Here is a 26,773-nt window from a genome sequence, read left to right as displayed (position 1 = left end):
GAAAAGGCCCTGGGGTATATTGCGTCACGTCCGAGCGCGGATACCGAGCGGTCGGTTTGACTTCGGAAGGATCCCGATGAGTGTGCAGAACCCGCCCGGCCTGGACCTGCGACGGCTGCGCGCACACCTGGACGCGGCCCGGCCGGGCCTGGTCGGCGGGGAGCTGACCGGCGAACTCATCGAAGGAGGCCGCTCCAACCTCACCTACACCGTCACCGACGGCTCCGGGCGCTGGGTGGTGCGCCGTCCGCCGCTGGGGCACGTGCTGCCCACCGCGCACGACATGGCCCGCGAGCACCGCGTCGTCTCCGCGCTGGCCGGAACGGACGTCCCGGTGCCGGGAGTGGTCGCCCTGTGCGAGGACGAGTCGGTCATCGGCGCGCGGTTCTATGTGATGGACTTCGTGCCGGGCACGCCCTACCGCAGCGCCGGGCAGCTCGGCGCGCTCGGCCCTGAGCGGACCCGGGACCTCGTGCTGCGCCTGGTGGACACCCTCGCCGACCTGCACGCGGTGGACCCCGCCTCGGTCGGCCTGGCCGACTTCGGGCGCCCCGACGGCTTCCTGGAGCGCCAGGTGCGCCGCTGGGGCAGGCAGCTGGCCGCCTCGCGCAGCCGCGAACTGCCCGGCGTCGACGAGCTGCGCGACCGGTTGGCCGCGTCCCTGCCGGAGTCGGGGGCCGCCGCGGTCGTCCACGGCGACTACCGGCTCGACAACGCGCTGGTCGACGAGGAGGACCGGATCGCCGCGGTGCTGGACTGGGAGATGTCCACCCTCGGGGACCCGATCACCGACCTGGCGCTCGTCCTCGCCTACACGAGTGGGGGGCTGCCCTCCGACATCGGTGTCAGCGACGTCCAGGACGCCCCCGGCTTCCCCGGCGCGGACGAGATCGTCGCCCGCTACGCCGAACGCTCCGGTCGCGACGTCTCGGACCTCGGCTGGTACCTGGGCTTCGCCTACTTCAAGCTCGCCGTGATCCTGGAGGGCATCCACTACCGCTTCATCCGGGGCAAGACCGTCGGAGCGAACTTCGAGCGCATCGGCCGGGCCGTCCCCGTCCTGGTCGAGGGCGGCCTCAGGCGCCTCTCGGAGTAGGGGCCGCCGCCCGTCCGCTCACTCGTCCGGCCCGGCGTCGATCCAGCGGAACCACGCCTCGTCGCCGTCCACGTGCAGGAGGAACTCCGCGACGGCCGCCCCGTCGGGCGCGACCAGGGCCAGGTCCGCGTTGAGCCGCTCGTACAGTTCGTCCGAGCGGGCCACCCGGTCCGCGTCGGCGTGCTCCTCCAGGTGCCGGGACAGCGCCAGGTCCTCGGCGAACACCGGCCGCCACCGCTCCAGCCCCGGACGCGCCCGGAGCCTTCCGTGCAGCCACGGGAAGTCGGCCTCGGTGATCTCGATCTCGGCGACGGTCTCGTCGCCCTCGCACAGCCGCCACAGCCTGCCGGAGTCGTCCATGGTCGGCCAGCCTAGCCGCGTCTTCGGACCGCTCCCGGCTCCCCTCTCGGCCCCGGCGCGCGGCCTCGGTTGGGGCTACCCGCCGGTAGCTCGATACCCTGCTGTCCGTTCTTCACATGTCTGTGCTGCTGGGCAGCGATTTCGGAGGTGCCGTTCATATGTCTCGCTCGGTTCTGGTCACCGGCGGCAGCCGCGGGATCGGTCTGGCCATCGCCAGGGAGCTCAAGGAGGCCGGCGACGACGTCGCGGTGACCTACCGGTCCGGTGAGCCCCCCGAGGGCCTGCTCGGGGTGCGGTGCGACATCACCGACACGGACCAGGTGGACGCGGCCTTCAAACAGGTCGAGGAGGAGCAGGGGGCCGTGGAGGTCCTGGTGGCCAACGCCGGCATCGCCAAGGACCAGCTGCTCGCGCTGATGAGCGAGGAGGACTTCTCCTCCGTCCTGGACACCAACCTGACCGGCTCCTTCCGGGTGGCCAAACGCGCGGTGCGCGGCATGATGCGCAAGCGCACCGGACGCATCATCCTCATCTCCTCGGTCGTCGGCCTGCTCGGCTCGGGCGGCCAGGTCAACTACGCGGCGTCCAAGGCCGGGCTGGTCGGGTTCGCCCGTTCCCTGGCCCGCGAACTCGGTTCGCGCAACATCACGGTCAACGTGGTCGCCCCCGGTTTCATCGAGACCGACATGACCGCGGAGCTGCCCGAGGCGCGCCAGGCGGAGATCAAGAAGAACGTGCCGTTGGGCCGGTACGGCAGCACCACCGAGATCGCCAAGACCGTGCGCTTCCTGGCCGGCGAGGACGCCGCCTACATCACCGGCGCGGTCATCCCCGTCGACGGCGGCCTCGGCATGGGCCACTGACCACCCCGCAACCAGCCACCTCGTAAGGACGAAACACCTCTCATGGGAATTCTCGAAGGCAAGCGCATCCTCGTCACCGGGGTCCTCACCGACTCCTCCATCGCCTTCCACGTGGCGCGCCTGTGCCAGGAGGAGGGCGCCACCGTGGTGCTCACCGGGTACGGCAGGCTCAGCCTCGTCGAGCGCATCGCCAAACGACTGCCCGAACCCCCGCCGGTCCTCGAACTCGACGTCACCGACGAAGGCCACCTCGCCAGCCTCGCCGAGCGCGTCGCCGAGCACGTGGACGGCCTCGACGGCGTCGTGCACTCCATCGGCTTCACCCCGCAGGACGCCCTGGGCGGCAACTTCCTCAACACCAAGTGGGAGGACGTCGGCACCGCCATGCACACGTCCACCTTCTCCCTCAAGGCCCTCACCACGGCGGTGCTGCCGCTGATGAAGGACGGCGGCTCGGTGGTCTCGCTGGACTTCGACAACAGCGTCTCCTACCCCATCTACGACTGGATGGGCGTGGCCAAGTCCGCGCTGACCTCCACCGCCCGCTACCTCGCCCGCTACCTGGGTGACCAGAAGATCCGGGTCAACCTGGTCTCCGCCGGCCCGCTGAGCACCATCGCCGCGCGCAGCATCCCCGGCTTCGACGGACTGGCCAAGCACTGGCCCGAGCGCGCCCCGCTCGGCTGGGACACCACCGACCCCGAGCCCGCCGCCCGCGCGGTCGTGGCCCTGCTGTCGGACTGGTTCCCCGCCACCACCGGCGAGATCGTGCACGTCGACGGGGGCTTCCACTCCACCGGCGCATAGGCTTCCCGTGGCGCGGGCGCCCCGAGGGGCGCCCGCCGCGGTCGTGCGAACGAAAGGGGACCGACGGATGGATCTCGGACTGGCGGGGGCCAGGGTCGTGGTGACCGGGGCGAGCCGCGGGATCGGCCGCGCGATCGCGGAGGCGTTCGCGGCCGAGGGAGCGGACCTGGCGGTCTGCGCCCGCTCGCCCGAGCCCCTCAGGGAGGCCGCCGACGCCCTGCGGAGCGCCGGCGCGGCAGTCGTCGAGCAGGCCCTGGACGTGGCCGACGCGCGGAGCCTGCGGGCCTTCGTCGACCGCGCCGCCGCCGAACTCGGCGGCGTCGACGTGCTGGTCTCCAACGTCTCGGGCGGCAGTGCCGCGACACCGGACCAGTGGGAGCGCGGTTTCGGCACCGACGTCATGCCGTTCGTGCGCCTGGCCGAGTACGCCGAACCGCACCTGGCGGCCTCGGCGCGCGGCGGCTCGATCGTGCTGATCTCCTCCACGTCGGCGCTGCACGCCGCCGCGCCGCCGTCCGGCCCCAAGGCCTACGGCGCGGTCAAGGCCGCCCTCAACCACCACGCCGCGGCCCTGGGGCGGACCCTGCCCGCCAAGGGCATCAGGGTGAACACCGTTTCGCCCGGTCCCATCGAGTTCGAGGGCGGCGGCTGGGCGCGGCGCCGCGAGAACGACCCCGGGTTCTACGAGGACGTCCGCGCCCGCATCCCCTACGGCCGCCTGGGCCGCCCCGAGGAGGTCGCCCGCGCCGTGGTCTTCCTCGCGAGCCCGGCCGCGGCCTACGTCACGGGCGCGAACCTGGTGGTGGACGGCGGGTTCGTGGACCGGGTGTGACGGGCGCGGACCCCGGGTCAGCCCTCCCGCAGGACCTGGACCAGCCTCGTGTACCGGTGGACCGCCGGGACATCGCGCACCGACTCCGCGAGGGCGGGGCCCGCGGCGTTGACGATGGAGACGTGGCGCTCGCCCCGGGTCAGCGCCGTGTAGACGGCGGGGCGCGAGAGCGCGGCGTCGGGGGTGAAGACGAGCACCGCGGCGGGCCAGGCGCCGCCCAGGGCGGCAGCCAGGGGGACGGCCCAGCCGGGACGCAGGTGGGAGGGATCGGCCACGGTCACCGTGCGGCCGTCGGCCAGCTCCACCGAGGGGCCCTTCTCGCCCACCGCGCGCAGGACGCCGGTGTCGCCGGGGCCGTACCCCGGCCCGCGGCCCGCCAGCAGCACCCGGTCGCCCGGGTCCAGGCCGAGCACCGCGCCGGGGCCCGGGTTGAGGCGGGCCTTGCAGGCGGCGCTGAGGGCCGTCGAGCCCGCCTCCCCGCCGCGGCCGGAGGTGATGACCTGCACCTGGTCGGACGTCAGGTCGAAGGTGCGCGGGATCGAGTCGGTGACCAGCTGCAGAGCGCGGTACGCCGCCTCGCCCTCCGAGGCTGCCGGGACCAGCACGACCTCGCGCCCCGGGGCGCGCACGTCGTCGGCCAGCTCGCCGTCGCCGACCTCGGCGGCCAGCAGCACCTGCGGGCCGGGGGCGGGGTCGCCCGGCAGGACCGCGACGGCCGCGACCCCGGAGGTGATCAGGTCGGCCACCACCTGGCCGGGGCCCGCGGAGGGAAGCTGCGCCGGGTCGGCGACCAGGGCCAGGTGGGTGTCGGTGCCGCACCTGTCGACCAGGGCGGCGGCGGTCTCGGTGTCCAGCGCCATCGCGTCGACGACCACCACCAGGCCCGCGGCGGGCGCCTCGGACCCGGCCAGCAGCTCCGCGACCGTGCGCACGCGGACGACGCCGTCCAGCCGCCGGTTCAGAGCGGCGGCCCCCGACGCGGTGGGGGCCGCGACCACCAGGCCCACCTGGCTCTCCTCGGCGATCGCGGCGGCGTAGCGCACCGCCTCGGCGATCGTCCCGGCCGAGCCGGGGCCGTGCACCAGCACGCTCACCCCGCGCAGCGCCACCGTGACCAGGGCGGAGGCGGTCTCGGGCACGAGTTCGCGGTCCAGCGCCAGGGCCGCGGCCTGCACGGTCTCGGCTGCGGTCGCCGAGTCCATGACGGGTTCGCCGCCGACCAGCCGCGCCAGTCCCTCGCCCAGGCGCTGCTCGGCGGCGCCGAGCGAGGCCAGGGCGAAGAACAGCTCGGCGTCGGGCATCTCGGGCGCCTCGTCGCCGAACTCGTCGTCATCGGTGTCCGGGACGACCTCGGAGAGCAGCACCCGCCCGTCCTCGGACACGGCCTCCAGCGCCGACTCCGCCGAGCGCACGCCCAGGCGGGACAGCGCGCCCTCCATCCGGTCCCGGTCGATGGCGGTGTGCCCGTCCCGCGCGGCGCGCTGCAGCAGGTGCGCCACCAGGGCGCGCACCCGGCGGGGGTCGGTCGGGAGCGCGGCCCCGGCCAGCAGGGCCCGCGCGCAGAAGTCGGCCTGGGTCGGGGTGACCGAGCCCAGTGCCAGCAGCCGCCACGGGTCCTCGGAGAGCTCCTCGGCCGCGCCCGGTCCGAGGGCCCCGACCAGCGGTTCGGCGAGCCGCTCGGGCGCGCGCATCCGCGCCAGAACGTGCCGGGTCCGCTCGACGGCGTCGCCCGGTACGGAGGGCGGGGACGGCGATGACGGATCGACCACGGCTGGACCTCACTGGTTGGGGGTGTCGGCAACGGCGGGGGCCCGGCAGGACGCACCCCGACTCGTGAGCTTAGCGGCCGGGGATCTGATGTCCGTTCTTCTCGGTGATCTTGACCTTTTCGGGGTCTCGGAAGCGGTTGAGACCCCGAAAAGGTCAAGATCACCGAGAAGACCCTACGAACCGGCTCTCGCGGCCGAGGCGTCGTTCAGGGCCTCGCGGATCTCGCGGGGCAGCGCCACGTTCTCCGCGGCCAGGATCTCGGAGAGCTGGGCGACGGTGCGCGGGCCGACCGACGCCGCGGCGACCCGGGGCTGGTCGCGGACCCAGCTCAGCGCCACCGCCAGCGGTGACACCCCCAGGCCCTCGGCGGCCGTGCACACCGACTCCACGACCCGCCGGCTGCGGTCGTCGAAATAGGGCTCCACGTAGGGCGCCATGTGCGAGAGCGCGCCCCGGGAGTCGCTGGGCACGCCGTTGCGGTACTTCCCGGTCAGCACCCCCCGCCCCAGCGGGGACCACGCGATCAGGCTCGCCCCGCAGTCCGCGGCGGCCGGCAGCAGGTCGCGTTCGCACCGGCGGTTCAGCAGCGAGTACTCCGTCCCGGCGGACACGATCGGCGTGCGGCCCGTGTGGCGGCCCGCGTGCTGCCAGGTGGCGTACTTGGCCAGCTGCCACGCGGAGAGCTCGCCCACCCCCGCGTAGCGGACCTTGCCGGCGGTGACGGCGGCGTCCACCGCGGCCAGGGTCTCCTCGACGGGGGTGTCGGGGTCGTGCACGTGCAGCTGCCACAGGTCGACGTGGTCGGTCTGCATCCGCCGCAACGAGGCGTCGAGCGCGGTGAGCAGGTGCCGCCGGGAGGTGTCGCACCGTCGGTGCCGGTCGAGCGAGTGACCGGCCTTGGTGGCGATGATCACATCGTCACGGCGCACCACGGTCGGCAGCAGCCGTCCCAGGATGCGCTCGCCCTGGCCGCCCTGGTAGATATCGGCGGTGTCGACAAGGGTCCCGCCCGCGTCCGCAAACGCCGCGAGCAGATCGGCCGCCTCTTCCTCCTCGACGTCCTTACCCCAGGTCATCGTGCCCAGGGCGATCCGGGAGACCCACAGGCCCGACCCGCCCACCTGTCGCTGTTCCATGGCGCGGAGAGTACCGCCTCGCGGTGTCGGGGCACATCGCGACGTGCGGTACGGCGGCGCGGGACGCCCCGCGCACGGGTCCGTCGGACGCTCCCCGGCGGGAGGGGCGACGGCCCGGGGCGTCCGGCCGACACCCTCCCCGGCCGGGGCAGGGGCTCCCGGAACATGCGCATATCCGGGTAGGCTTCCGGGGTCTCCCCCTCTTTCCACGCGGTTCTCGCGTGTGACCCCTCGTTCGAGCCTTTCATCCAGGAGTCGAATCCGCCGTGTCCATCATCGAGGCCATCATCCTTGGACTTGTCCAGGGACTGACCGAGTTTCTGCCGATCTCCTCCAGCGGCCACCTGCGCATCGTCGCGGCCTTCTCCGGCTGGCCCGACCCCGGAGCGGCGTTCACCGCGGTCAGCCAGGTCGGCACCGAGCTCGCGGTGCTGATCTACTTCCGCAAGGACGTGTGGAACATCCTCTCGACGTGGACCCGCTCCCTGGGGAACAAGGAGCTGCGCGGACACATCGACGCCCGGATGGGCTGGTACGTCATCCTCGGCAGCATCCCGATCGTCGTCGCCGGACTGCTGTTCGAGGAGCAGATCAGCGAGCCCTTCCGGGACCTCCGGCTCATCGCGCTGACCCTCATCGTCTTCGGCGTCCTGCTGGGCGTGGTCGACCGCTACTCGCGCAAGCACCGCGAGCTCAGCGACCTCAACGTCCAGCGCGGCGTCATCTACGGCCTCTTCCAGATGCTCGCCCTGATCCCGGGGGTCTCCCGTTCCGGCGCCACCGTCACCGGCGGGATGCTGATGGGCTTCAAGCGCGAGGCCGCCGCCCGCTACGCCTTCCTGCTCGCCATGCCCGCGGTGTTCGGCTCCGGCGTGTACAAGCTCAAGGACATCGGCGGCGACCAGTACGCGGGCGTCGCGGCCACCATCGTGGGCACCGTGGTCGCCTTCGCCGTCGGCTACGCCGTCATCGCCTGGTTCATGCGCTTCATCTCCACCAACAGCTTCATGCCGTTCGTCTACTACCGCATCGCCCTGGGCATCCTCATCCTCCTCCTGGTCAGCTTCAACGTTCTCGACCCCGAGGCCGGTGCCGAGGCCGAGGGCGGGGCCACGACCGCGGCGGTGAGCCGGACAGTGGAGTAGTGCCCCCGGACCCGTCCGCCCGCCGGCGGGCGGGTCCGCCGGGGTGTGCACTAGGGTGCGGGCATGGAGACCTCACCCGACGGCGACCGCGCCGATCCCGCGCCCCGGCCCGGAGAAGCCGGGGAGGACCGCTCCCCGCACGGCGGCACGGCGACCCTGCTGCTGGTGCGGCACGGCCTCACCTCCGCCACCGGCAGCACCCTCTCGGGCCGGGCGCCCGGTTTCCACCTGGACGAGCGGGGCCGGGAACAGGCCGCGGCGCTGGGCGCGCGCCTGGCCGGGACGCGCCTGGACGCCATCGTCTCCAGTCCGTTGGAGCGCTGCGTCGAGACCGCCCGGGCCATAGCCTCGGCGTCCCAGGCGCCGCCGCCCCTGACCGTGGACGACCGCTTCGAGGAGTGCGACTACGGGGAATGGACGGGCCGCACCCTCGGCGAACTCGCCCGCGACCCCCTGTGGCCGACCGTGCAGAACCACCCCAGCGCCGCGCGCTTCCCCGGCGGGGAGAGCCTGGCCGAGAGCGCCCAGCGGGCGGTGTCCGCGGTGCGCGACCACAACGCGCGGCTGCTCGCGGAGCACGCCGCCCCCGTCTACCTGGTGTGCAGCCACGGGGACATCATCAAGACGATCCTGGCCGACGCCCTGGGCGCGCACCTCGACCAGTTCCAGCGCATCCTGGTCGACCCCTGCTCGCTGAGCGTCGTGCGCTACACGCCGCTGCGACCGTTCCTGGTGCGGGTGAACGACCTGGGCGGTTCGACGGCGGGCCTGGCGCCCCCCGTGGCGGCCTCGGCCGACGCCGTGGTCGGCGGTGGCGCGGGCGAAGGCTGATAGAACAGATCCCGACGCCTGGCCGCCGCCTGGCGCGGCCACCGAGAAACAGCTCCGGAGTCCTTACCGATGCCACTGTTCCAGTACGACCCCCCAGAACGCTTCGTGGCCGGGACCGTCGGCCGCCCCGGGGAGCGGACCTTCTTCCTGCAGGCGGCGGGTGCCGGCCGGGTCACCAGCGTCTCCCTGGAGAAGGCGCAGGTGGCCGCGCTGGCCGAACGGGTCGGCGAACTCCTGGAGGAGGTGCGGCGGCGCTTCGGCGACGACCCGGACCTGAACGAGAGCGAGCAGGGCGACGACGCCCCCCTCCAACAGCCGATCGAGGAGGACTTCCGGGTCGGCACGATGGCTCTGGCCTGGGACTCCGACACCCGCCGCGTCGTCATCGAGGCCCAGCAGATCCGCGAGGTCGAACCGGGAGCCGAACCCTCCGCGGAGGAGCAGGTCCAGGCCTTCGCCGAGGCGGAGGAGGCCGAGCACGACGTGCTCCGGGTGCACCTGACCCCGGCGGGCGCGCGCGCCTTCGCCGACCGGGCCCTGCGCGTGGTGGCCGCCGGCCGCCCCAACTGCCCTCTGTGCGGCGCGCCCCTGGACCCGGACGGACACGTCTGCCCGCGCCAGAATGGGTACAAGCCCGTCGGGCTGGAGTAGCCGGAGACAACGGAACGGGGGTCCCATGACCGCGTCGCCGCTCGGGCGCCGCACCGCGGACGACGACCTGGAGCTGCTGCGCTCAGGGGAGATCACGGTCGTCGGGCGCCTCACCGACGCCTCCAACGCGACCCTGTACTGCGAGATCACCGGGTCCGAGCGGACCGCCACCTGCGTGTACAAGCCGATCGCGGGGGAGCGTCCGCTGTGGGACTTCCCCGACGGGACCCTGGCCGGACGCGAGGTCGCCGCGCACGCGGTGTCCGAGGCGCTGGGCTGGTCCGTCGTGCCGCCCACGGTGCACCGCGACGGTCCCTTCGGGCCGGGCATGGTGCAGCTGTGGATCGACCCCGACCCCGCGGTGGACCTGATCGCACTGGCCCGGGACCCGCGCCACGAGGGGCTGCGCCGGATGTCGGTGTTCGACGCGGTCATCAACAACTCCGACCGCAAGATCGGGCACCTGCTCCCCGCTCCCGGCGGCCACCTCTACGGCTGCGACCACGGGGTGTCCTTCGCCGAGGAGTACAAGCTGCGCACGGTTCTGTGGCAGTGGGCCGGCCAGGAGCTGCCCGGTGAGGCGCTGGAGCGCCTCACCGGGCTCCGGGCCGTGCTGGCCGATCCGGCCAGCGAGCTGTCCCGCGCGTTGGCCGGGCACCTGACCGGCCCCGAGTGCTACGCGACCCGCCGCCGGGTGGAGATCCTGTGCGAGCACGGGGTGCACCCGTACCCCTCGCCGGACTGGCCCTCGGTCCCGTGGCCGCCGATCTGACCCCGCCCGCTTCGCGGGCGGTCCGCCACGCGGCCACCGCGCCGGGGGCTGCCCAGGGAAGCTCCGGCGCGGGGGTGATTCGGCGTGCCGGTGTTTCGGGGGCCTTTCGGCCTCATGCCACGCGGATCGCGAGGTGACGGCAGGCAGCGACGGCGGGTGCGGGTCGGGGCCGCGCCCACGATGTCCGTTTCGCGTGGTTTCCGTTGGTGATCTTGCTGTTTCCCCCCGAGAACCTTGATTTCGGGGGGAAACGGCAAGATCACCGGACATTCGAGGGCCGGTTCCGCCCCCACTCGGAATGATCACGGGCTTTCCGCCCTTCCCGGCCCCGAAACGGGCAGAAAGCCCAAGACCGTCAACGGAACCCCCACGCAACGGACATCATGAGCGCGGCCCCGGCCCCCGCCCGTCGTCGCCGCCCCGTCACCGCGTCGCACACGAGAGCACCTCGACGATCCGATCGGCGGATTCCCGACGCCGAATCACCCCCGCGCCGGCAACTCCCTAGTCCTTCCCGCGGTCCAGGAAGCGGTCGTCCACGATGCGCACGGCCGTGATGAGGGCGGCCGCGGCGCCGGCCACCGCCAGGGCGGCCGTGATCGCGGCCGGCTCGCTCACGTCCAGCGCGAAGAACGCCTGGCCGACGGGGGTGAGCATGGCGGTCAGCAGCAGCGCCACCATGGCGCCGACCAGGGCGACCTTCCACCACACGTACGGTTTGGCCACCAGCAGCAGCACCCATAGCGTGGTGGCGCACAGCGTGACCACCACGGCCGTGCGGTCGGCGAGGGTGGGCGTACTCGCCCCGTCCAGCACCAGCAGGTAGGTGGTCATGGCCGCGATCCCGCTGATCAGCCCGGCCGGCACGGCCAGGCGCAGGGTGCGCCGGACGAAGCCGGGCCGGGCGCGCTCGTTGTTGGGGGCCAGCGCCAGGAAGAACGACGGGATGCCGAAGGTGACGGCGTTGACGAGGGTGGCGTGCCGGGGGAAGAAGGGGTACGCCACCGCCATGACGCTCACGATGCTGGCCATGGTCATCGAGTAGACGGTCTTGGTGAGGAACAGGTTGGCGACCCGTTCGATGTTGCCGATGACGCGGCGCCCCTCGGCCACCACGTGCGGCAGGGTCGCGAACCGGTTGTCCAGGAGCACGATCTGGGCGACCGAGCGCGCGGCCGGGCTGCCCGAGCCCATCGCCACGCCGATGTCGGCGTCCTTGAGGGCCAGCACGTCGTTGACGCCGTCGCCGGTCATCGCCACGGTGTGCCCGCGCCCGCGCAGGGACCGGACCATGGCGCGCTTGCGCTCGGGGGAGACCCGGCCGAACACGGTGGCGCGCTCCACCTCGTCGGCGAACGCCTCGGCCCGGTCGGCCTCCGAAGGCAGTTCGCGGGCGTCCACGGGCGCGTCGGCCCGCTCCAGGCCGAGCCCGCGGGCGACCGCCCCGACCGAGGCGGCGTTGTCGCCGGAGACCACCTTGACCGCGACGTCCTGGCGCTCGAAGTAGCGCAGGGTGTCCGCCGCGTCCTCGCGGACGCGCTGCTCCAGGACCACCAGCGCCACCGGCTCCACCGCGCGCGCGGCGCCCTCGGCGTCCACGCGGAGCCCCACCCGGCCCAGCAGCAGCACCCGCAGGCCCGAGGCCCCCGCGCGTTCGGCCTCGGCGGCCGCGGGGCCGCCCGGCTCGGCCAGGACGTCGGGCGCGCCCAGCACCCAGTGCCGCTCGCCGCGGGGGGTGTCGAAACTCGCGCCGCTCCACCCGCGCGCCGAGGAGAACGGCGCCACCGCGGTCACCGGCCAGTCGGGGGCCGGGCCGCCGCTCCCGGCGACGGCGGCCATGCTCGCGTTGGGTTGGGGGTCCGCCGCCGCGAGGGCCGCCAGCGCGTCCGCGGCCTCGGCGCGCTCGCCTTCGGCCGCGCCGCCCAGCAGGCGGACCTCGGCCACGCGCATGCCGTCCTCGGTGAGCGTGCCGGTCTTGTCGGTGCAGACCAGGTCCACCCGTGCCAGGCCCTCGATGGCGGGCAGCTCCTGGACCAGGCAGCGCCGCCGACCCAGGCGCACCACGCCCACGGCGAAGGCGATGCTGATCAGGAGCACCAGTCCCTCGGGGATCATCGAGACCAGCGCCGCCACCGTCCCGCGCAGCGCGTCGGCCAGCGGCCCCGAGACGGTTCCGCCGGCGGACACCGAATCGGTCACCTGGGCGTCGAGGAACAGCTGGCTGTAGATCAGCAGGGCGCCGACGGGGAACATCATCCAGGTGATGAACTTCAGGATCCTGTCCACCCCCGAGCGCAGCTCCGAGCGCACCAGGGAGAACTTCGCGGCCTCCTCGGCCAGGCGGACGGCGTAGGAGTCGCGGCCGACCCTGGTCGCCCGGAACCGCCCGGTCCCGGCCACCGCGAAACTCCCCGACATGACCGCATCGCCGGGCCGCTTGTGAACGGGGTCGGCCTCGCCGGTCAGCAGCGACTCGTCCACCTCGAGCCCCGCCGAGGACACCACCACGCCGTCCACCACGGCCTGCTCGCCGGACGCGAACTCCAGCACGTCGTCCAGCACCACCTCCTGGGCGGCCAACTCCGCGACCACGCCGTCGCGCAGGACCCGGGGGCGGGCGGCGTTCACGATCGCCAGCTCGTCCAGGGTCTTCTTGGCGCGCAGCTCCTGAACGACGCCGATCAGCGCGTTGAACACGATGACCATCGCGAACAGGCCGTCCTGGAGGGGGCCGATGACCGCGATGACCGCGAACAGCACCGCCACCATCGCGTTGATCCGGGTGAACACGTTGGCCCGCACGATCTGGCCGACCGTCCGGCTCGCCCGCACCGGCACGTCGTTGCCCAATCCGCGGGCCAGGCGCTCGGCGGCCTGCGCCGACGTCAGGCCGACCGGGGCCTGGACCTCCTCCACGGCGGCCGGAGCCCGCCCACCCTGCTGGACCATCCGATCTCCATCCCGTCGAACGCCGGAAAAGGGCCCGCTGCGACAATCGAGGGGCCGGTGCGCGCGGCCGGGGCCCGCTGCGCGGTTCGGACGCTTTCGGGAGCGGGCGCCGCGTTCGGGACGCGCGTCCGAAATGATCCGAAGCACACCTTAGGGGACCCCGCGGAGACCGCGCGATCGTACCGGCACCACCATCGGGTGAGTCGAAGGAGCAGACGGATGTGCACCGCGATCGTCGGGTTCGACCCCTCGTCCCCCGTGCCGCTGGTCATCGCGGCACTGCGCGACGAGATGACCGACCGCCCCTTCGACCCGCCCGCCGCGCACTGGCCGCGGTGGCCGGGGCTGGTCGGCGGGCGCGACGCGCTGGCGGGCGGGACCTGGCTGGCGGCCGCGGCCGACGGCGCGTCCGGGCCCCGCGTGGCGGCGGTGCTCAATGGGCGCCTGGACGCCCTGCCCGCCTCCGGGCGGCGCCCCGTGTTCGACTCCACGGTGCCGAGGGGGACGGCGCGCCGCAGCAGGGGAGAGCTCCCGCTGCGCGCCGCGGCCACCGGAGGACTCGGCCTGGACGAGGCCGGACTGCGCGCCTTCGACCCCTTCCACCTGGTCGTGGCGGACGCGGCCGAGGCCGTGCTGCTCAGCTGGGACGGCGGGGCGCTGGTCGAGCGCGGGCTGGACGAGGGCGTCAACGTCGTCGTCAACACCGGCCTGGACCGGGGCGACCCGCGGGCGGTCCGGAACCGCCCGCTGTTCGAGCGCGCCCGGCCCGTTCCCGACGAGGCCACGCTGCGCGGCGCCGACGCGCCCGGCCGGATCTGGGGCGGATGGGTGGACCTGCTGGACGCGGCGGGGGAGGGCGGATCGCGCACCGCGGGCACCGGGACGGGCCGGGACGACCCGTCGGCGCTGGCCGCCCGGATCGAGCTCGCAGACGGCCGGGTCTGGGCGACCGGTTCGGTCACCCTGCTGGCCGTCGCCGGACCCACCCTGCGCTACGCCTTCACCGACGCCCCGGGGGACCCCGGCGCCTGGCGCATGGTCCGCTGAGGCCGCCCCGGGTAAACCCCCGGCCGACCGTGCACGTCTGTTTCTTTGAGACAGGACCGCAGCGGTCTTCCACGGTCGAAAGGGGTTCGAGTTCGACGTGGTCAAACCGCATCCGTGGGAGAGCGCCGCCTACTGGCTGCTGTACGTGGTGGCGCTGGGGGCCGTGTTGTGGCACTGGGGACACGGCAACCGGCTGCTTTCGGGGCTGTGCCTGGTGGCGGTCGTCGTGAGCATGCGCCTCATCGCCCGTCCGCCGCGGCCTCGCGATCCGGTGTGACACGGCGCGCCACCAGCCGATTCCCGTTCCGTGGTAGGGGATTCCTCTCCCCGGTCAGAGGACCCCGGGGGCCGATAACGCCCACATCGGCGGATAGTCTCTGGACCATGCGTTCTTGGCCTGCGCCCGAAATCGTCGCCCTGCCGGACAACGGCGGGCCGCTCAGCGTCCACGACACCGTCACCGGCTCCCTGCGGACCACGACTCCGGGCGACACCGCGCGGATGTACGTCTGCGGGATCACCCCCTACGACGCCGCCCACCTGGGCCACGCCTTCACCTACCTCACCTTCGACCTGGTCAACCGGGTGTGGCGGGACGCGGGCCACGCCGTGGACTACGTGCAGAACACCACTGACGTCGACGACCCGCTGCTCGAGCGGGCCGAGGCCACCGGCCAGGACTGGCGCGCCCTCGCCGAACACGAGATCCAGGTGTTCCGCGAGGACATGGAGGCGCTGCGGATCCTGCCGCCCCGCGCCTTCGTCGGCGTCGTGGAGTCCATCGACGTCATCGCCGAGTTCGTCGGACGCCTGCGCGAGGCGGGCGCCGCCTACGACCTGGACGGCGACGTCTACTTCTCGGTCGCGGCCTCGTCCCGGTTCGGCGAGGTGTCCAACCTGGACCGGGCGGCCATGCTGGAGCTGTTCGGCGAGCGCGGCGGCGACCCCGGCCGCCCCGGCAAGAAGGACCCGCTGGACTGGCTGCTGTGGCGCGCCGAACGCCCCGGCGAGCCCGCCTGGGACACCCCGCTGGGACGAGGGCGCCCCGGCTGGCACGTGGAGTGCAGCGCCATCTCGCTGCGCGAGCTCGGAATGGGCTTCGACCTCAACGGCGGCGGCGACGACCTGGTCTTCCCGCACCACGAGATGGGCGCGGCCGAGGCCCGGTGCGCGACCGGCACCCACCCCCACGCGCAGAACTACGCGCACGTGGCCATGGTGGGGCTGGACGGCGAGAAGATGTCCAAGTCGCGCGGCAACCTCGTGTTCGTCTCCCGGCTGCGCGCCCAGGGCGTGGACCCGATGGAGATCCGGCTGGCCCTGCTGGAGCACCACTACCGCACCGCGTGGGAGTGGACCGACGACTCGCTGCGCGCCGCCCGGGAGCGCCTGGCCCGCTGGCGGGCCGCCGCCGCGCTGGGAGCCGCCCCCGACGCCGTGCCGCTGCTGGCCCGGGTGCGCGCCGCGCTCGCCGACGACCTGGACTCCGTCGCGGCGTTGGCCGCCGTGGACGAGTGGGTCGAGGCCGCCCTGGCCGCGGGGACGGGCCGCGCCGACGCCCCGGCTCTCATGCGCGACATCGTCGACACCCTCCTGGGCGTCGAACTCTGAGCGGTCCGTGACCCCGGCCCGGGGGCTGTGGAGAACTTCTCCGGATTGTCGTGGAAGTGCGTTACCGTGCCACCTGCCGCATTCCACGCACTGGGCGCGGGACCCGACGCGGCGAGGAGGGACGGACCGTGGCCGAACGCGCGTTCCAGGTCGACCTGCGGGGTGTGGTCGACCTGCTGAGCCGGCATCTGTATTCCAGCCCGCGGGTGTATCTGCGTGAACTGCTGCAGAACGGGGTCGACGCCGTCACCGCGCGCCGCGCGGGCGATCCCGCCGCGCCCGCGGAGGTGCGCGTGGAGGCCCCCGAGCACACGCGGGACGGGACGCTGCGGGTGCACGACAGCGGCGTCGGTCTGACCGAGGAGCAGGTGCACGAGCTGCTGGCGACCATCGGACGCTCGGGCAAGCGCGACGAGCTGGGCTACGCCCGGCACGAGTTCCTCGGCCAGTTCGGCATCGGACTGCTCTCGGGGTTCCTCGTGGCCGACGAGATCGAGGTGCTCACCCGATCGGCGGAGGGCGGCCCCAGCGTGCGCTGGGTGGGCTACGCGGACGGCCGCTACCGGGTGGAGCGGGCCGGGCGCGAGCGCGACGAGATCGGCACCACCGTCACGCTCCGGCCCCGCCCCGACGCCGAGGAGTGGTTCGGCGCGCGCACGGTCACGGAGCTCGCCCGGCACTACGGCTCGCTGCTGCCCGTCACCCTCACCGTCGGCCCCACCCCGATCACCGGCCAGGGGCCGCCGTGGGCCGGGGCGCACCCCACCCCCGCGCGCCGCCGAGCCGCGCTGGACGGCTACTGCCGCGAGCTGTTCGGCTTCACCCCGCTGGACGTGATCGACCTGGACGTGCCCGAGGCGGGCCTGCGCGGAGTGGCGTTCGTGCTGCCCACCCCCGCCAACCCGACGGTGCGCGCCACCCACCGGGTCTATCTCAAGCGCATGCTGCTCGCCGACAACGTCGCCGACCTCCTGCCCGACTGGGCGTTCTTCGTCCGGTGCGTGGTGGACGCCGACGAGCTCCGGCCCACCGCCAGCCGGGAGTCCCTGTACGAGGACGACCTCCTCGGCCACGTGCGCGACACCCTCGGCGACCGGCTGCGCGACTGGCTCGTGGGCCTGGCCGAGACCGACCCCGCCGCCCTGCGCGAGTTCCTGCGGCTGCACAACGTCGGGGTCAAGGCCCTGGCCGTGCACGACGACGCCATGCTGGAGCTGGTGCACCGGTGGCTGGAGTTCGAGACCAGCTCCGGGGCGATGACCCTGGCCGAGTTCGGCCGCCGGCACCCCGAGGCCCGCTACACCCGGGACGTCGACGAGTTCCGCCGCCTCTCGGCGGTCTCGGCGGCCCAGGGGGTGGGCCTGGTCAACGGCGGCTACGTCTACGACGCCGACATCATCGCCCGCCTCGGCGACCTGGACTCCGCCGCCGCGCTGCGCCCCCTCGACCCGGGCGAGCTCACCACCCGCTTCGGAGTGCTCGACTCGGAGACCGAGCTGCGGCTGCGCGGCTTCCTGCGCGCGGCGGAGAGCGCCCTCGACAGACTCGGCTGCACCGTGGTGCTGCGCCGCTACGCCCCGGCCTCGTTGCCCGCGCTGTACCTGACCAGCCGGGCGGCCGAGCACCACGCGGAGCTCGCCGAGTCCAGGGCCGAGGCGGACCCGCTGTGGGCCGACGTGCTGGGCGCTCTGGAACCCGCGCTGGCCGCGGACCGGCCCCGGCTGGTCCTCAACCACACCAACCCGCTGACCAGGCGCGTCACCACCCTGACAGACCCCCACCTGGTGGAGCTCGCGGTCCAGGCGCTCTACGGCCAGGCCCTGCTCCACGGCCGGCACCCCCTGCGCCCGGCCGACACCGCTGCGCTCAACCGGTCCTTCCTCGGTCTGCTGGACTGGGCAACCCCCACCGACCCCGAGGAGGGCGCGTGAGCGAGCGCGACTGGCGCGGCCTCGCCGCGGACGCCGACGGCCTGCCCTACGGGCGGGCCAAGACCCTGGCGCTGGAGAAGGCGCTGAACCTGGCCGCCGGCGACGGCGCAGACGACCAGGACCTGTTCTGGCTGCGCATGGGTCTCACCGGGGCCTACGAGTACGGCGGCGAGCCGGCCAAGGCGTTCACCACCTTCTCGCGCTGCCTGAGCGCCTTCGACTCCGATCCGGCGCGCTACGGCCCCGACGCCAACCGGCAGCTGCTCTGGCAGTTCAAGTGGGTCGTGAGCTCGCTGACCGACTTCCCCGAGATCCCCCTGGAGCGCACCCGCGCGGTCCTGGCCGACATGGAACGCCGCTACCGCGAGGGCGGGTACAGCCTGCACGCCGTGTACGGGCTGCGCTGCCGGGTCGCCAGGCACCTGGGGGACGTGGCCGAGGCCGACGCCCAGTTCGAGCTGTGGCGCACCGCCCCGCGCGACGACAGCTCCGACTGCGAGGGGTGCGTCCCCTCCAGAATGGCCGACCACCTGGCCTGGCGGGGGCGGAACGAGGCCGCGGTCGCCCTGGCCGAGCCGGTCCTGTCGGGGAGGCTGCGATGCAAGGAGCAGCCGCAGTCGATCCTCACCACGCTGATCATCCCGTTCCTGCGCACCGGCCGCCACGACGCGGCCGTCGACGCGCACCGCCGCAGCTACCGCGTGCACCGCCGCGAGGACGTCCACTACCTCCAGAGCATCGCCACCCACCTGGACTTCTGCGCCATGACCGGTAACCACGCGCGCGGGCTTCAGATCCTGGAACGGCATCTGGGCGCCCTGGACTCGGCCCCCTCGCCGGACTCCGCCATGGTGTTCGCCGCGTCGGCCGCGCTGCTGCTGGACCGGCTGGCGGCCACCGGACACGACGACGTCTCGGTGCGTCGCCCCGGCCACGGCGACCGGCCCGATACCGAGGTCGGCGTCACCGAGCTGCGCGACACGCTGCGCGCCCAGGCCCGCGCGATCGCCGCCCGGTTCGACGCCCGCAACGGCACCACCGCCCAGAGCGACCGGTTGCGCGACCGGTTGGCCGTCGAACCGGTCGTGGACGCCCTGCCGCTGGCCGCCCACGAGCCCCGCCCCGCCGTGCCCGCGGCCGCGGCCGTCGCACCCGAGGCCGAGCCGCTCGAAGAGGACCGGGAGCGATTGGCGGAGCAGGCGTGGAGGCTGTGGCGGGAGGAGCGCTGGGAGCGGGCCCGCGCGGCGTGGCGCCGCTTCGACGAGCTCGCCGGCGTCGCGGACGCCTCCGACGAGGCGCTGGCCCGCCGGAGCGAGGTCGAGGGGCGGATGCGCGGCGACGACGACGATGTCGCCGGCGCCGTCGAGCACTGGCGGGCCGCCGCCGACCGCCACGCGGCCGCGGGCCGGGAGACCGACCGCCAGAGGGTGCTGAGCCGGGTCGGCGCGGCCCTGCTCTCGACCGGAGACGCGTCGGGGCTGCCACTCCTGGAGGAGGCCGTGGCCCTCCTGGACCGGCACGGCGTGGAACGGGAGCGGGCCGAGGCGCGGCTGAGGTTCGCCCGGGCCCTCCTGGCGGTCGGGGACTCCGCGCGGGCGCTGGAGCTCCTGGACGAGGCGCTGCTCCTGGAGGGGCTCGCCGAGGGGACGCGCGCCTGGCTCCTGGGAACGCGCGCGTTCGCCCTCGAGCGCTCCGGGGCCGGGGCGGAGGTCCAGGACACCGCTCTGGTCCAGGCCCGGGAGGCCGCCCGCGAGGCCCGGAACCCGTTGCTGATCACCGATACGGCCATGCGGCACGGCGTCCTCCTGCGCGGGCTCGGCCCCGAGGAGTGGGAGGCCGCCGGAGGCGCCCTGGCCGAGGCGGCGGCGCAGGACGACGCCGGAATCCCCGACGGCATGCGCGCCGGCGCGCTGCTCATGTACGGCCACTGGCTCTGCGACGATCAGGACCACGAACGGGCGGTGGCGCCGCTGGCCGAGGCCGTGGCGCTGCTCACCGCGCTGGGCGACACGGGGGCGGCCGCGCACGCGCGGCGCCCGCTGGCCCGCGCCTACCAGGGCGGCGAGCGCTACCTGGAGGCGGCCGAGGTCGCCGAGGAGGCCCTGGCGATGGAGGACGAGGCGGGCCTCGACACCCTCGACAGGATGGTGCTGCGCGAGGTCCTGGCCCGGTCCCTCACCGGTCTCGGGGAACTCGCCGATGCCGTCACCCGCTGGGACGAGCTCATCGCGATGCAGGACCCCGACCGCGACGCCGCCACCGTCGCGCACCTGCACGACGAGGTCGCCCAGCTGCTCGACCGGCTCGACCGGGACGCCGAGTCCGCCGAGCGCCACGGAGCCGCCGCGACGATCTGGGAGGGGCTGGACGAGCCGTTCCAGGCGGCGGGCCAGCACCAGCGCCGCGCCATGATGCTCAAGTGGGCGGGTGAGACCGAGGCGGCCCTGGCCGCCTCGCGGCTGGCCGAGCAGTGGCTGGACCGGGCGGTGGCCGACCCCGGCCTGTCCGTCCCCGAGGAGCAGGCGCACTTCAGGCGCGGCACGATGCGCTTCGACCGGGCACGCGTTCTGTGGGGGACCGCGCCGACCGCCGAGGCCGAGAGCGAGGCGGAGGCCGCGATCGGCCTGTTCCGCGCGGCGGGCGACGACGATGCCGCCCAGCAGGCCGAGAGGCTGCTCACCGCGATCCGGGAGAGCGCCGGCTGACGGACCGGGCCGGCACCGGGCCTCTCCGGAGAAGAGCCCGCTGCCGCGGCCGTTCCCGCGTCGGGAACGGCCGCGGCAGCGGACCGCCGGTCCAGCCGGCCTGATCCCGCTCGCCTTCTCATCCCCTTTTTTGGGGATTTCGGGTGAGGGGCCGCAGGTGGCCGCGGTCGGGCGCGGGAAACGTCAATGACCGGTGGCGTTCCGTGGTGTCATAGTCACATGACAACCCCCGACACCAAGAAGAGCGCTGCGGCGGCGCTCATCCACGCCTTCGTCACCACCGGGGACGACCTCGCCGACCGGGCGGACCTGGCCCGGTTCCTGCGCGGGCAGCGCCTGGTCACCGAAGGCGCGATCCCCATCACCCTGGCCGACTTCGACGAGGCCGTCACCCTGCGCGACGGACTGCGCGCCCAACTGCGCCTGGCAGCGGGGGAGTCCGCCGACGCCGAGGCGGTCGCGCGGGCCCAGCGGGTCCTGGACGGGCTTCGGGTGACCGTGCGCCTGGCCCCCAGCGAGGCGGCGCTGTCCCCACTGGCCCCGGCCGTGGTCGACGAGGTCCGCCGGGGCATGGCCCGCGTCGCCGGGGCCTGGGCCGCGGTACTGGCCACCGGCGAGTGGCGTGAGATCGAGCCGGTCTGACCGCGGGCCCTGAGCCGTCGCCCGGACGGAAGACGGCGGGCCGACCGGAATTCCCTCCTCGACCGACCGCGGTTCAGGGCCGCGCGGATGCCGCGCGGCCTTCTCCGGCGGTCCTCGGCCGAGGAGGGCCTCCCGGCCGGCCCCTCGAACCGGGGCCGGTCAGGAGCCGCTGCCCCGCCGTCTGAGATAGCGCTCGAACTCGCGGGCGATGGCCTCGCCGCTGGCCTCGGGCAGCTCGGCGGCGTCCTTGGCCTCCTCCAGGCTGCGTACGTACCCGGCGATGTCGGAGTCCTGCGCGGAGAGCTCGTCGACCCCGCGCTCCCAGGCGCGCGAGTCCTCGGGCAGGTCGCCCAGGCGGACCGGCAGGTCCAGGGTGTCCTCGAGGCGGCGCACCAGGGCCAGCGTGGCCTTGGGGCTGGGCGGCTGGGCGACGTAGTGCGGAACGGCCGCCCACAGCGAGAAGGTCTCCACGCCCGCGGCGGAGAACGCCTCGTGCAGCACGCCGACGATCCCGGTCGGGCCGTCGTACGTGGTCGGTTCCAGGGCCATGGCCCTGCCCAGCTCCGGATGCGAGAACACGCTGGTGACCGGGACCGGACGCGTGTGCGGAACGTCGGCCAGAAGCGCTCCCAGCAGCACGACGCGGCGCACGCCCAGCTCCCGGGCCACGGACAGCAGGTCGCCCGCGAAGCCGCGCCACCGCATGCTGGGCTCCGAGCCCTGCACCAGCACGACGTCCCGTCCGCCCGGGGGCCGGGCCAGCGACACCTTCACGCCGGGCCAGCGGATGGCCTCGCTGGAGCCCTCCACCGACTTGACCCGGGGGCGGGTCACCTGGAAGTCGTAGTAGTCCTCCGAATCCAGGGACACCAGCTCTGTTGAGCCCCAGATAGCGGCCAGATGCTCGATCGCGGCGCTGGCCGCCTCACCGGCGTCGTTCCAGCCCTCGAACGCGGCCACCATCACGGGCTCGACCAGCTCCGAAACGCTGTCGAGCTCAGGCACAGGCCGCCTCCTTAAGTCATCGGGGTCCGGGTGTCGGCGTCGTCGACCCTCGACACCACCGGTCGCTCCCACCTTATGTCCAACGAGCCCGTCGGTGCAGGGGGAGAAAAGGGAACCGGCGTTCGCTTCCGGCGGAGCGCGGGCGGTCGCCCGCTCCAGGGACAACACCGGACGCCGCCGTGTTCTTCCACAGCGGGGAAGGCGTCACGAGGCCGAGAGGACCCCGTGCGATATCGTCGAGAGCACACCGGCGGTGCCATCCGGGCGACGCCGACCCCGACGACCTTCTTCTCAGCGCGCCACCCGCCCAGGGGCGGGGCCGCGCCGCCGCCGACAGCGAAGCAAAAGGTTCATGAGCTCTCGACTCTCCTTCCGTGCCGCCCTCGCTTCCCGCGTCATCGTCGCCGACGGTGCGATGGGAACCATGCTCCAGTCCCACGACCTGGGACTGGACGACTTCCAAGGGCACGAGGGGTGTAACGAGGTCCTCAACGTCACCCGGCCCGACGTGGTACGGGCCACGCACGCCGCCTACTTCGACGTCGGCGTGGACTGCGTGGAGACCAACACCTTCGGCGCGAACTACGCGGCGCTGGCCGAGTACGGGATCCCCGAGCGCACCTTCGAGCTGGCCGAGGCCGGAGCCCGCCTGGCCCGCGAGGTCGCCGACGAGTACGGCACCGCCGACCACCCCCGCTACGTGCTGGGCTCGCTGGGGCCGGGCACCAAGCTGCCCTCGCTGGGCCACGCCCCCTACGCCCTGCTGCGCGACTACTACGAGCAGGCCGCCAGAGGCCTCATCGAGGGCGGCTCGGACGCCGTCATCGTGGAGACCTGCCAGGACCTGCTCCAGGTCAAGGCCGCCGTGGTCGGCTCGCGCCGGGCCGCCCGCGCGGCAGGCCTCGACGTGCCGATCATCGCCCAGGTGACCATCGAGACCACCGGCACCATGCTGCTGGGCTCGGAGATCGGTGCGGCGCTGACCGCGCTGGAGCCGCTGGGCATCGACGTCATCGGCCTGAACTGCGCCACCGGCCCCGCCGAGATGAGCGAGCACCTGCGCTACCTCTCCCAGCACGCCGGGGTGCCCATCTCCGCCATGCCCAACGCGGGCCTGCCCGAACTGGGCGCCAACGGCGCGGTGTACCCGCTGACCCCGGGCGAGCTCGCCGACGCGCACGAGAACTTCACCGGGGAGTTCGGCCTCTCGCTGGTCGGCGGCTGCTGCGGCACCACGCCCGAGCACCTGCGCCAGGTCGTGGAGCGCGTGGCCGGCCGCGCGATCGGCGAACGCCGGCCGCTGCGGGAGGCCGCCGCCGCGTCGCTGTACCAGAGCGTGCCGTTCCGCCAGGACTCCAGCTACCTGGCGATCGGCGAACGCACCAACGCCAACGGCTCCAAGCTGTTCCGCGAGGCCATGCTCGAGGAGCGCTACGACGACTGCGTGGAGATCGCCCGCGACCAGATCCGCGACGGCGCGCACCTGCTCGACCTGTGCGTGGACTACGTGGGCCGCGACGGCGCGCGCGACATGGACGAGCTGGCCGGGCGCCTGGCCACCGCCTCCACCCTGCCGCTGGTGCTGGACTCCACCGAGGTCGAGGTGCTGCGGGCGGGCCTCGAGAAGGTCGGCGGGCGGGCGGTGCTCAACTCCGTCAACTACGAGGACGGCGACGGCCCCGAGTCCCGGTTCGCCAGGGTCGCCTCGCTCGCGGTCGAGCACGGCGCCGCCCTGATCGCGCTGACCATCGACGAGCAGGGGCAGGCGCGCACCGCCCGGAAGAAGGTGGAGGTCGCCGAGCGGCTGATCACCGAGCTCACCGGCGACTACGGTGTGCGCGAGGCCGACATCATCATCGACTGCCTGACCTTCACCATCGCCACCGGCCAGGACGAGTCCCGCCGCGACGCGCTGGAGACCATCGAGGCCATCCGCGAGCTGAAGCGGCGCCGTCCCGAGGTGCAGACCACCCTGGGGCTGTCCAACGTCTCCTTCGGCCTCAACCCGGCCGCGCGCATCGTGCTGAACTCGGTGTTCCTCAACGAGTGCGTCGAAGCCGGGCTGGACTCGGCGATCGTGCACGCCTCCAAGATCCTGCCGATGAACCGGATCCCCGAGGAGCAGCGCGAGGTCGCCCTGGACCTGGTCTACGACCGCCGCGCCGACGGCTACGACCCGCTGCAGAGGTTCCTGGAGCTCTTCGAGGGCGTGGACGCCCAGGCGCTCAAGGCGTCGCGCGCCGAGGAGCTGGCCGCGCTGCCGCTGTGGGAGCGCCTGGAGCGCCGCATCATCGACGGCGAGACGGTGGGCATCGAGGCGGACCTGGACGAGGCGCTGACCGAGCGCCCGGCGCTGGCCATCGTCAACGACACCCTGCTGTCGGGGATGAAGGTCGTGGGCGAGCTGTTCGGCTCCGGTCAGATGCAGCTCCCGTTCGTGCTGAAGTCGGCCGAGGTGATGAAGACCGCCGTGGCCCACCTCGAACCGCACATGGAGAAGAGCGACGCCGACGGCAAGGGCCGCATCGTCCTGGCCACGGTCAAGGGCGACGTGCACGACATCGGCAAGAACCTCGTGGACATCATCCTGTCCAACAACGGCTACGACGTGGTCAACATCGGTATCAAGCAGCCGGTGAAGGCCATCCTGGACGCCGCCCAGGAGCACCGCGCCGACGTCATCGGAATGTCCGGCCTGCTGGTCAAGTCCACGGTCGTCATGCGCGAGAACCTCGAGGAGATGAACACGCGCGGCATCTCCGAGCAGTACCCGGTCCTGCTGGGAGGGGCGGCCCTGACCCGCTCCTACGTCGAGCAGGACCTGGCGGGGATCTTCAAGGGCCAGGTGCGCTACGCCCGCGACGCCTTCGACGGGCTGCGCCTGATGGACGCCTTCATGGCCGTCAAGCGCGGAGTCGAGGGCGCCGAACTGCCGCCGCTGCGCCAGCGCCGGGTCAAGACCGGTGCCAGGCTCACCGTCACCGAACCCGAGCAGATGCCCGCCCGCAGCGACGTGTCCACCACGAACCCGGTCCCGGTCCCGCCGTTCTGGGGCGACCGGATCAGCAAGGGCGTCCCGCTGGCGGACTACACCGCCTTCCTCGACGAGCGCGCCACCTTCATGGGCCAGTGGGGCCTGAAGGGAGCACGCGGCAACGGGCCGAGCTACGAGGAGCTGGTCGAGACCGAGGGCCGCCCCCGGCTGCGGATGTGGCTGGACCGCATCCAGACCGAGGGGTGGCTGGAGGCGGCCGTCGTGTACGGCTACTACCCCTGCTACAGCGAGGGCGACGACCTCGTGGTGCTGGCGGAGGACGGCTCCGAGCGCACCCGCTTCACGTTCCCGCGCCAGCGCCGGGACCACCACCTGTGCCTGGCCGACTACTTCCGGCCCAAGGAGTCGGGGGAGCTGGACACGGTGGCCTTCCAGGTGGTCACCGTGGGGTCGGCGATCAGCCGGGCCACCGCGGAGCTGTTCGAGAAGAACGCCTACCGCGACTACCTGGAGCTGCACGGACTGAGCGTGCAGCTCACCGAGGCACTCGCGGAGTACTGGCACACCCGGGTGCGCGCCGAGCTCGGCTACGCCGGGGAGGACCCCGCGGAGATCGAGGCGTTCTTCAAGCTGGGCTACCGGGGCGCGCGGTTCTCCCTGGGCTACGGCGCCTGCCCGGACCTGGAGGACAGGGCCAAGATCGTGGGGCTGCTCAGACCCGAGCGTGTCGGGGTGACGTTGTCCGAGGAGTTCCAGCTTGTTCCCGAACAGGCCACCGACGCGATAGTCGTTCATCACCCCGAGGCGAAATACTTCAACGTATGACCTCTGAGAACCTGCAGGCCGTGCTGTTCGACATGGACGGCACCCTGATCGACACAGAGCAGATGTGGGCGGGAAGCGAAGCGGAGGTCATGGCGGAGCTCGGCGGGGTGTGGAGCGCCGCCGACCAGATGCGCTGCCTCGGCGGAGCCGCGCCGATGGTGGCCGCCTACATGATCGAGCGCACGGGTGTCGGCGCCACGGTCGACGAGGTCATCGCGATGCTGTACGCGGCCATCGCCCGCCGCCTGGAGCAGGGCGCGCCGGTGCGGCCGGGGGCCAAGGAACTGCTCACCGGGGTGGAGGCGGCCGGCATCCCGATGGCCCTGGTCACCTCCACCAACCGGCCGCTGATCCCCCTCTCCCTGGCGGGGATCGGCGAGCACTACTTCACCGTCTCGGTCGCCGGGGACGAGGTGGCGTACAACAAGCCGCACCCCGAGCCCTACCTCAAGGCCGCGCGGATGCTGGGCGTCGACCCGGGCCGCTGCGCGGCCGTGGAGGACTCTCCCACCGGGGTCGCCTCGGCGCAGGCGGCGGGGTGCGTCGTCATCGCGGTGCCGCACGTGGCGTCGATCCCCGAGGCCGAGCGCCGCCACGTGATCGGCTCCCTGGAGGACATCGACGCGGCCTGGCTGCGCCGCGCGGTTCCGGCCCGCTGAGTTCTCCGCCGGCCGCGCGGCGGCCCGGGCCCTCCCGGCCCGCGGCTCCCTAGGGCGTGTCTTCAAACGTCATGCCCACATCAGGAGTGAGGCGAGGGTGACGGCTGCTCTGTAGGACTGAGAGGTCTTGTCGTACCGGGT

The 26,773-nt window shown here is 73.5% G+C and carries 21 protein-coding genes; 16 read left to right on the top strand and 5 right to left on the bottom strand.

Annotated elements, in window-relative coordinates; genetic code table 11:
• Positions 1 to 76 precede the first annotated feature (76 nt).
• Complete coding sequence (locus EV190_RS21090; protein WP_133743342.1) at positions 77 to 1,096, top strand: phosphotransferase family protein; 1,020 nt, start codon at positions 77 to 79, stop codon at positions 1,094 to 1,096.
• Between the two features lie 18 nt (positions 1,097 to 1,114).
• Here the strand turns inward: EV190_RS21090 and EV190_RS21085 are convergent, their stop codons facing one another.
• The gene (locus tag EV190_RS21085; RefSeq protein WP_133743341.1) at positions 1,115 to 1,456 is read right to left on the bottom strand and encodes a hypothetical protein; all 342 of its coding nucleotides are present in this window, start codon (positions 1,454 to 1,456) and stop codon (positions 1,115 to 1,117) included.
• A 158-nt stretch (positions 1,457 to 1,614) separates the two neighbouring features.
• On the opposite strand from EV190_RS21085, the gene fabG reads away from it, so the two are divergent.
• The 3 genes from fabG to EV190_RS21070 all read left to right on the top strand — a co-directional run bounded on the left by fabG (position 1,615) and on the right by EV190_RS21070 (position 3,958).
• Positions 1,615 to 2,319 carry a 3-oxoacyl-[acyl-carrier-protein] reductase gene (gene fabG / locus EV190_RS21080; RefSeq protein ID WP_133743340.1) on the top strand — a complete coding sequence of 235 codons (705 nt, stop codon included), beginning with the start codon at positions 1,615 to 1,617 and terminating at the stop codon, positions 2,317 to 2,319.
• Between the two features lie 42 nt (positions 2,320 to 2,361).
• Positions 2,362 to 3,126: an enoyl-ACP reductase FabI gene (fabI, locus tag EV190_RS21075; protein ID WP_133743339.1), complete on the top strand. Its 765-nt coding sequence runs from the start codon at positions 2,362 to 2,364 to the stop codon at positions 3,124 to 3,126.
• Positions 3,127 to 3,193: 67 nt separating this feature from the next.
• Positions 3,194 to 3,958, top strand: a complete 765-nt coding sequence (locus EV190_RS21070) for an SDR family NAD(P)-dependent oxidoreductase (protein WP_133743338.1) — start codon at positions 3,194 to 3,196, stop codon at positions 3,956 to 3,958.
• 17 nt (positions 3,959 to 3,975) lie between these two features.
• On the opposite strand, the gene EV190_RS21065 is transcribed toward EV190_RS21070, so the two are convergent.
• Together EV190_RS21065 and EV190_RS21060 are read right to left on the bottom strand one after the other, a co-directional pair.
• Positions 3,976 to 5,727 (bottom strand): AAA family ATPase, encoded by a 1,752-nt coding sequence (locus tag EV190_RS21065; RefSeq protein WP_133743337.1) that lies wholly within the window; start codon positions 5,725 to 5,727, stop codon positions 3,976 to 3,978.
• 174 nt (positions 5,728 to 5,901) lie between these two features.
• Positions 5,902 to 6,864 carry an aldo/keto reductase gene (locus tag EV190_RS21060; RefSeq protein ID WP_133743336.1) on the bottom strand — a complete coding sequence of 321 codons (963 nt, stop codon included), beginning with the start codon at positions 6,862 to 6,864 and terminating at the stop codon, positions 5,902 to 5,904.
• 266 nt (positions 6,865 to 7,130) lie between these two features.
• Between EV190_RS21060 and EV190_RS21055 the strand changes: the two genes are divergently transcribed.
• The 4 genes from EV190_RS21055 (at position 7,131) to EV190_RS21040 (ending at position 10,263) form a co-directional block, all read left to right on the top strand.
• Complete coding sequence (locus EV190_RS21055) at positions 7,131 to 8,009, top strand: undecaprenyl-diphosphate phosphatase (RefSeq protein WP_133743335.1); 879 nt, start codon at positions 7,131 to 7,133, stop codon at positions 8,007 to 8,009.
• Positions 8,010 to 8,072: 63 nt separating this feature from the next.
• On the top strand, positions 8,073 to 8,840 hold the full coding sequence (locus EV190_RS21050) for an MSMEG_4193 family putative phosphomutase (protein WP_133743334.1): 768 nt from the start codon (positions 8,073 to 8,075) through the stop codon (positions 8,838 to 8,840).
• 69 nt (positions 8,841 to 8,909) lie between these two features.
• Positions 8,910 to 9,491 carry a DUF3090 domain-containing protein gene (locus EV190_RS21045; protein WP_133743333.1) on the top strand — a complete coding sequence of 194 codons (582 nt, stop codon included), beginning with the start codon at positions 8,910 to 8,912 and terminating at the stop codon, positions 9,489 to 9,491.
• A gap of 25 nt (positions 9,492 to 9,516) precedes the next feature.
• Positions 9,517 to 10,263 (top strand): SCO1664 family protein, encoded by a 747-nt coding sequence (locus EV190_RS21040; RefSeq protein ID WP_133743332.1) that lies wholly within the window; start codon positions 9,517 to 9,519, stop codon positions 10,261 to 10,263.
• Positions 10,264 to 10,767: 504 nt separating this feature from the next.
• Here the strand turns inward: EV190_RS21040 and EV190_RS21035 are convergent.
• Positions 10,768 to 13,212, bottom strand: coding sequence for an HAD-IC family P-type ATPase (locus EV190_RS21035; RefSeq protein WP_133743331.1), 2,445 nt, complete (start codon positions 13,210 to 13,212; stop codon positions 10,768 to 10,770).
• A gap of 219 nt (positions 13,213 to 13,431) precedes the next feature.
• Between EV190_RS21035 and EV190_RS21030 the strand changes: the two genes are divergently transcribed.
• From EV190_RS21030 to EV190_RS21000, 6 genes are all read left to right on the top strand, one after another.
• Complete coding sequence (locus EV190_RS21030; protein WP_133743330.1) at positions 13,432 to 14,259, top strand: NRDE family protein; 828 nt, start codon at positions 13,432 to 13,434, stop codon at positions 14,257 to 14,259.
• A 97-nt stretch (positions 14,260 to 14,356) separates the two neighbouring features.
• Complete coding sequence (locus EV190_RS21025; protein ID WP_133743329.1) at positions 14,357 to 14,536, top strand: hypothetical protein; 180 nt, start codon at positions 14,357 to 14,359, stop codon at positions 14,534 to 14,536.
• A gap of 107 nt (positions 14,537 to 14,643) precedes the next feature.
• Positions 14,644 to 15,870 carry a cysteine--1-D-myo-inosityl 2-amino-2-deoxy-alpha-D-glucopyranoside ligase gene (mshC, locus tag EV190_RS21020; RefSeq protein ID WP_133743328.1) on the top strand — a complete coding sequence of 409 codons (1,227 nt, stop codon included), beginning with the start codon at positions 14,644 to 14,646 and terminating at the stop codon, positions 15,868 to 15,870.
• Between the two features lie 128 nt (positions 15,871 to 15,998).
• Positions 15,999 to 17,801 (top strand): HSP90 family protein, encoded by a 1,803-nt coding sequence (locus tag EV190_RS21015; RefSeq protein WP_133743327.1) that lies wholly within the window; start codon positions 15,999 to 16,001, stop codon positions 17,799 to 17,801.
• Positions 17,798 to 20,506 (top strand): hypothetical protein, encoded by a 2,709-nt coding sequence (locus EV190_RS23800; RefSeq protein ID WP_208113277.1) that lies wholly within the window; start codon positions 17,798 to 17,800, stop codon positions 20,504 to 20,506. The genes EV190_RS21015 and EV190_RS23800 overlap by 4 nt, the downstream gene beginning before the upstream one ends.
• Before the next feature lie 219 nt (positions 20,507 to 20,725).
• A complete protein-coding gene (locus EV190_RS21000) occupies positions 20,726 to 21,148 on the top strand; it encodes an ABATE domain-containing protein (protein WP_133743325.1) in 423 nt (140 codons plus the stop codon).
• A gap of 159 nt (positions 21,149 to 21,307) precedes the next feature.
• On the opposite strand, the gene EV190_RS20995 is transcribed toward EV190_RS21000, so the two are convergent.
• Entirely contained in the window at positions 21,308 to 22,153 is an 846-nt protein-coding gene (locus EV190_RS20995; RefSeq protein WP_133743324.1) for a PAC2 family protein, read from the bottom strand.
• A gap of 352 nt (positions 22,154 to 22,505) precedes the next feature.
• On the opposite strand from EV190_RS20995, the gene metH reads away from it, so the two are divergent.
• Positions 22,506 to 25,973 (top strand): methionine synthase, encoded by a 3,468-nt coding sequence (metH, locus tag EV190_RS20990; protein ID WP_133743323.1) that lies wholly within the window; start codon positions 22,506 to 22,508, stop codon positions 25,971 to 25,973.
• Positions 25,970 to 26,632 carry an HAD family hydrolase gene (locus tag EV190_RS20985; RefSeq protein ID WP_133743322.1) on the top strand — a complete coding sequence of 221 codons (663 nt, stop codon included), beginning with the start codon at positions 25,970 to 25,972 and terminating at the stop codon, positions 26,630 to 26,632. The genes metH and EV190_RS20985 overlap by 4 nt, the downstream gene beginning before the upstream one ends.
• Positions 26,633 to 26,773 lie beyond the last annotated feature (141 nt).

It is taken from the genome of Actinorugispora endophytica (assembly GCF_004363075.1).
In the GTDB taxonomy this organism is placed as follows: Bacteria; Actinomycetota; Actinomycetes; order Streptosporangiales; family Streptosporangiaceae; genus Actinorugispora; species Actinorugispora endophytica.
The sequence above is the reverse complement of the archived record's forward strand: the minus strand, read 5'-3'. Positions and strand labels throughout refer to the sequence as shown.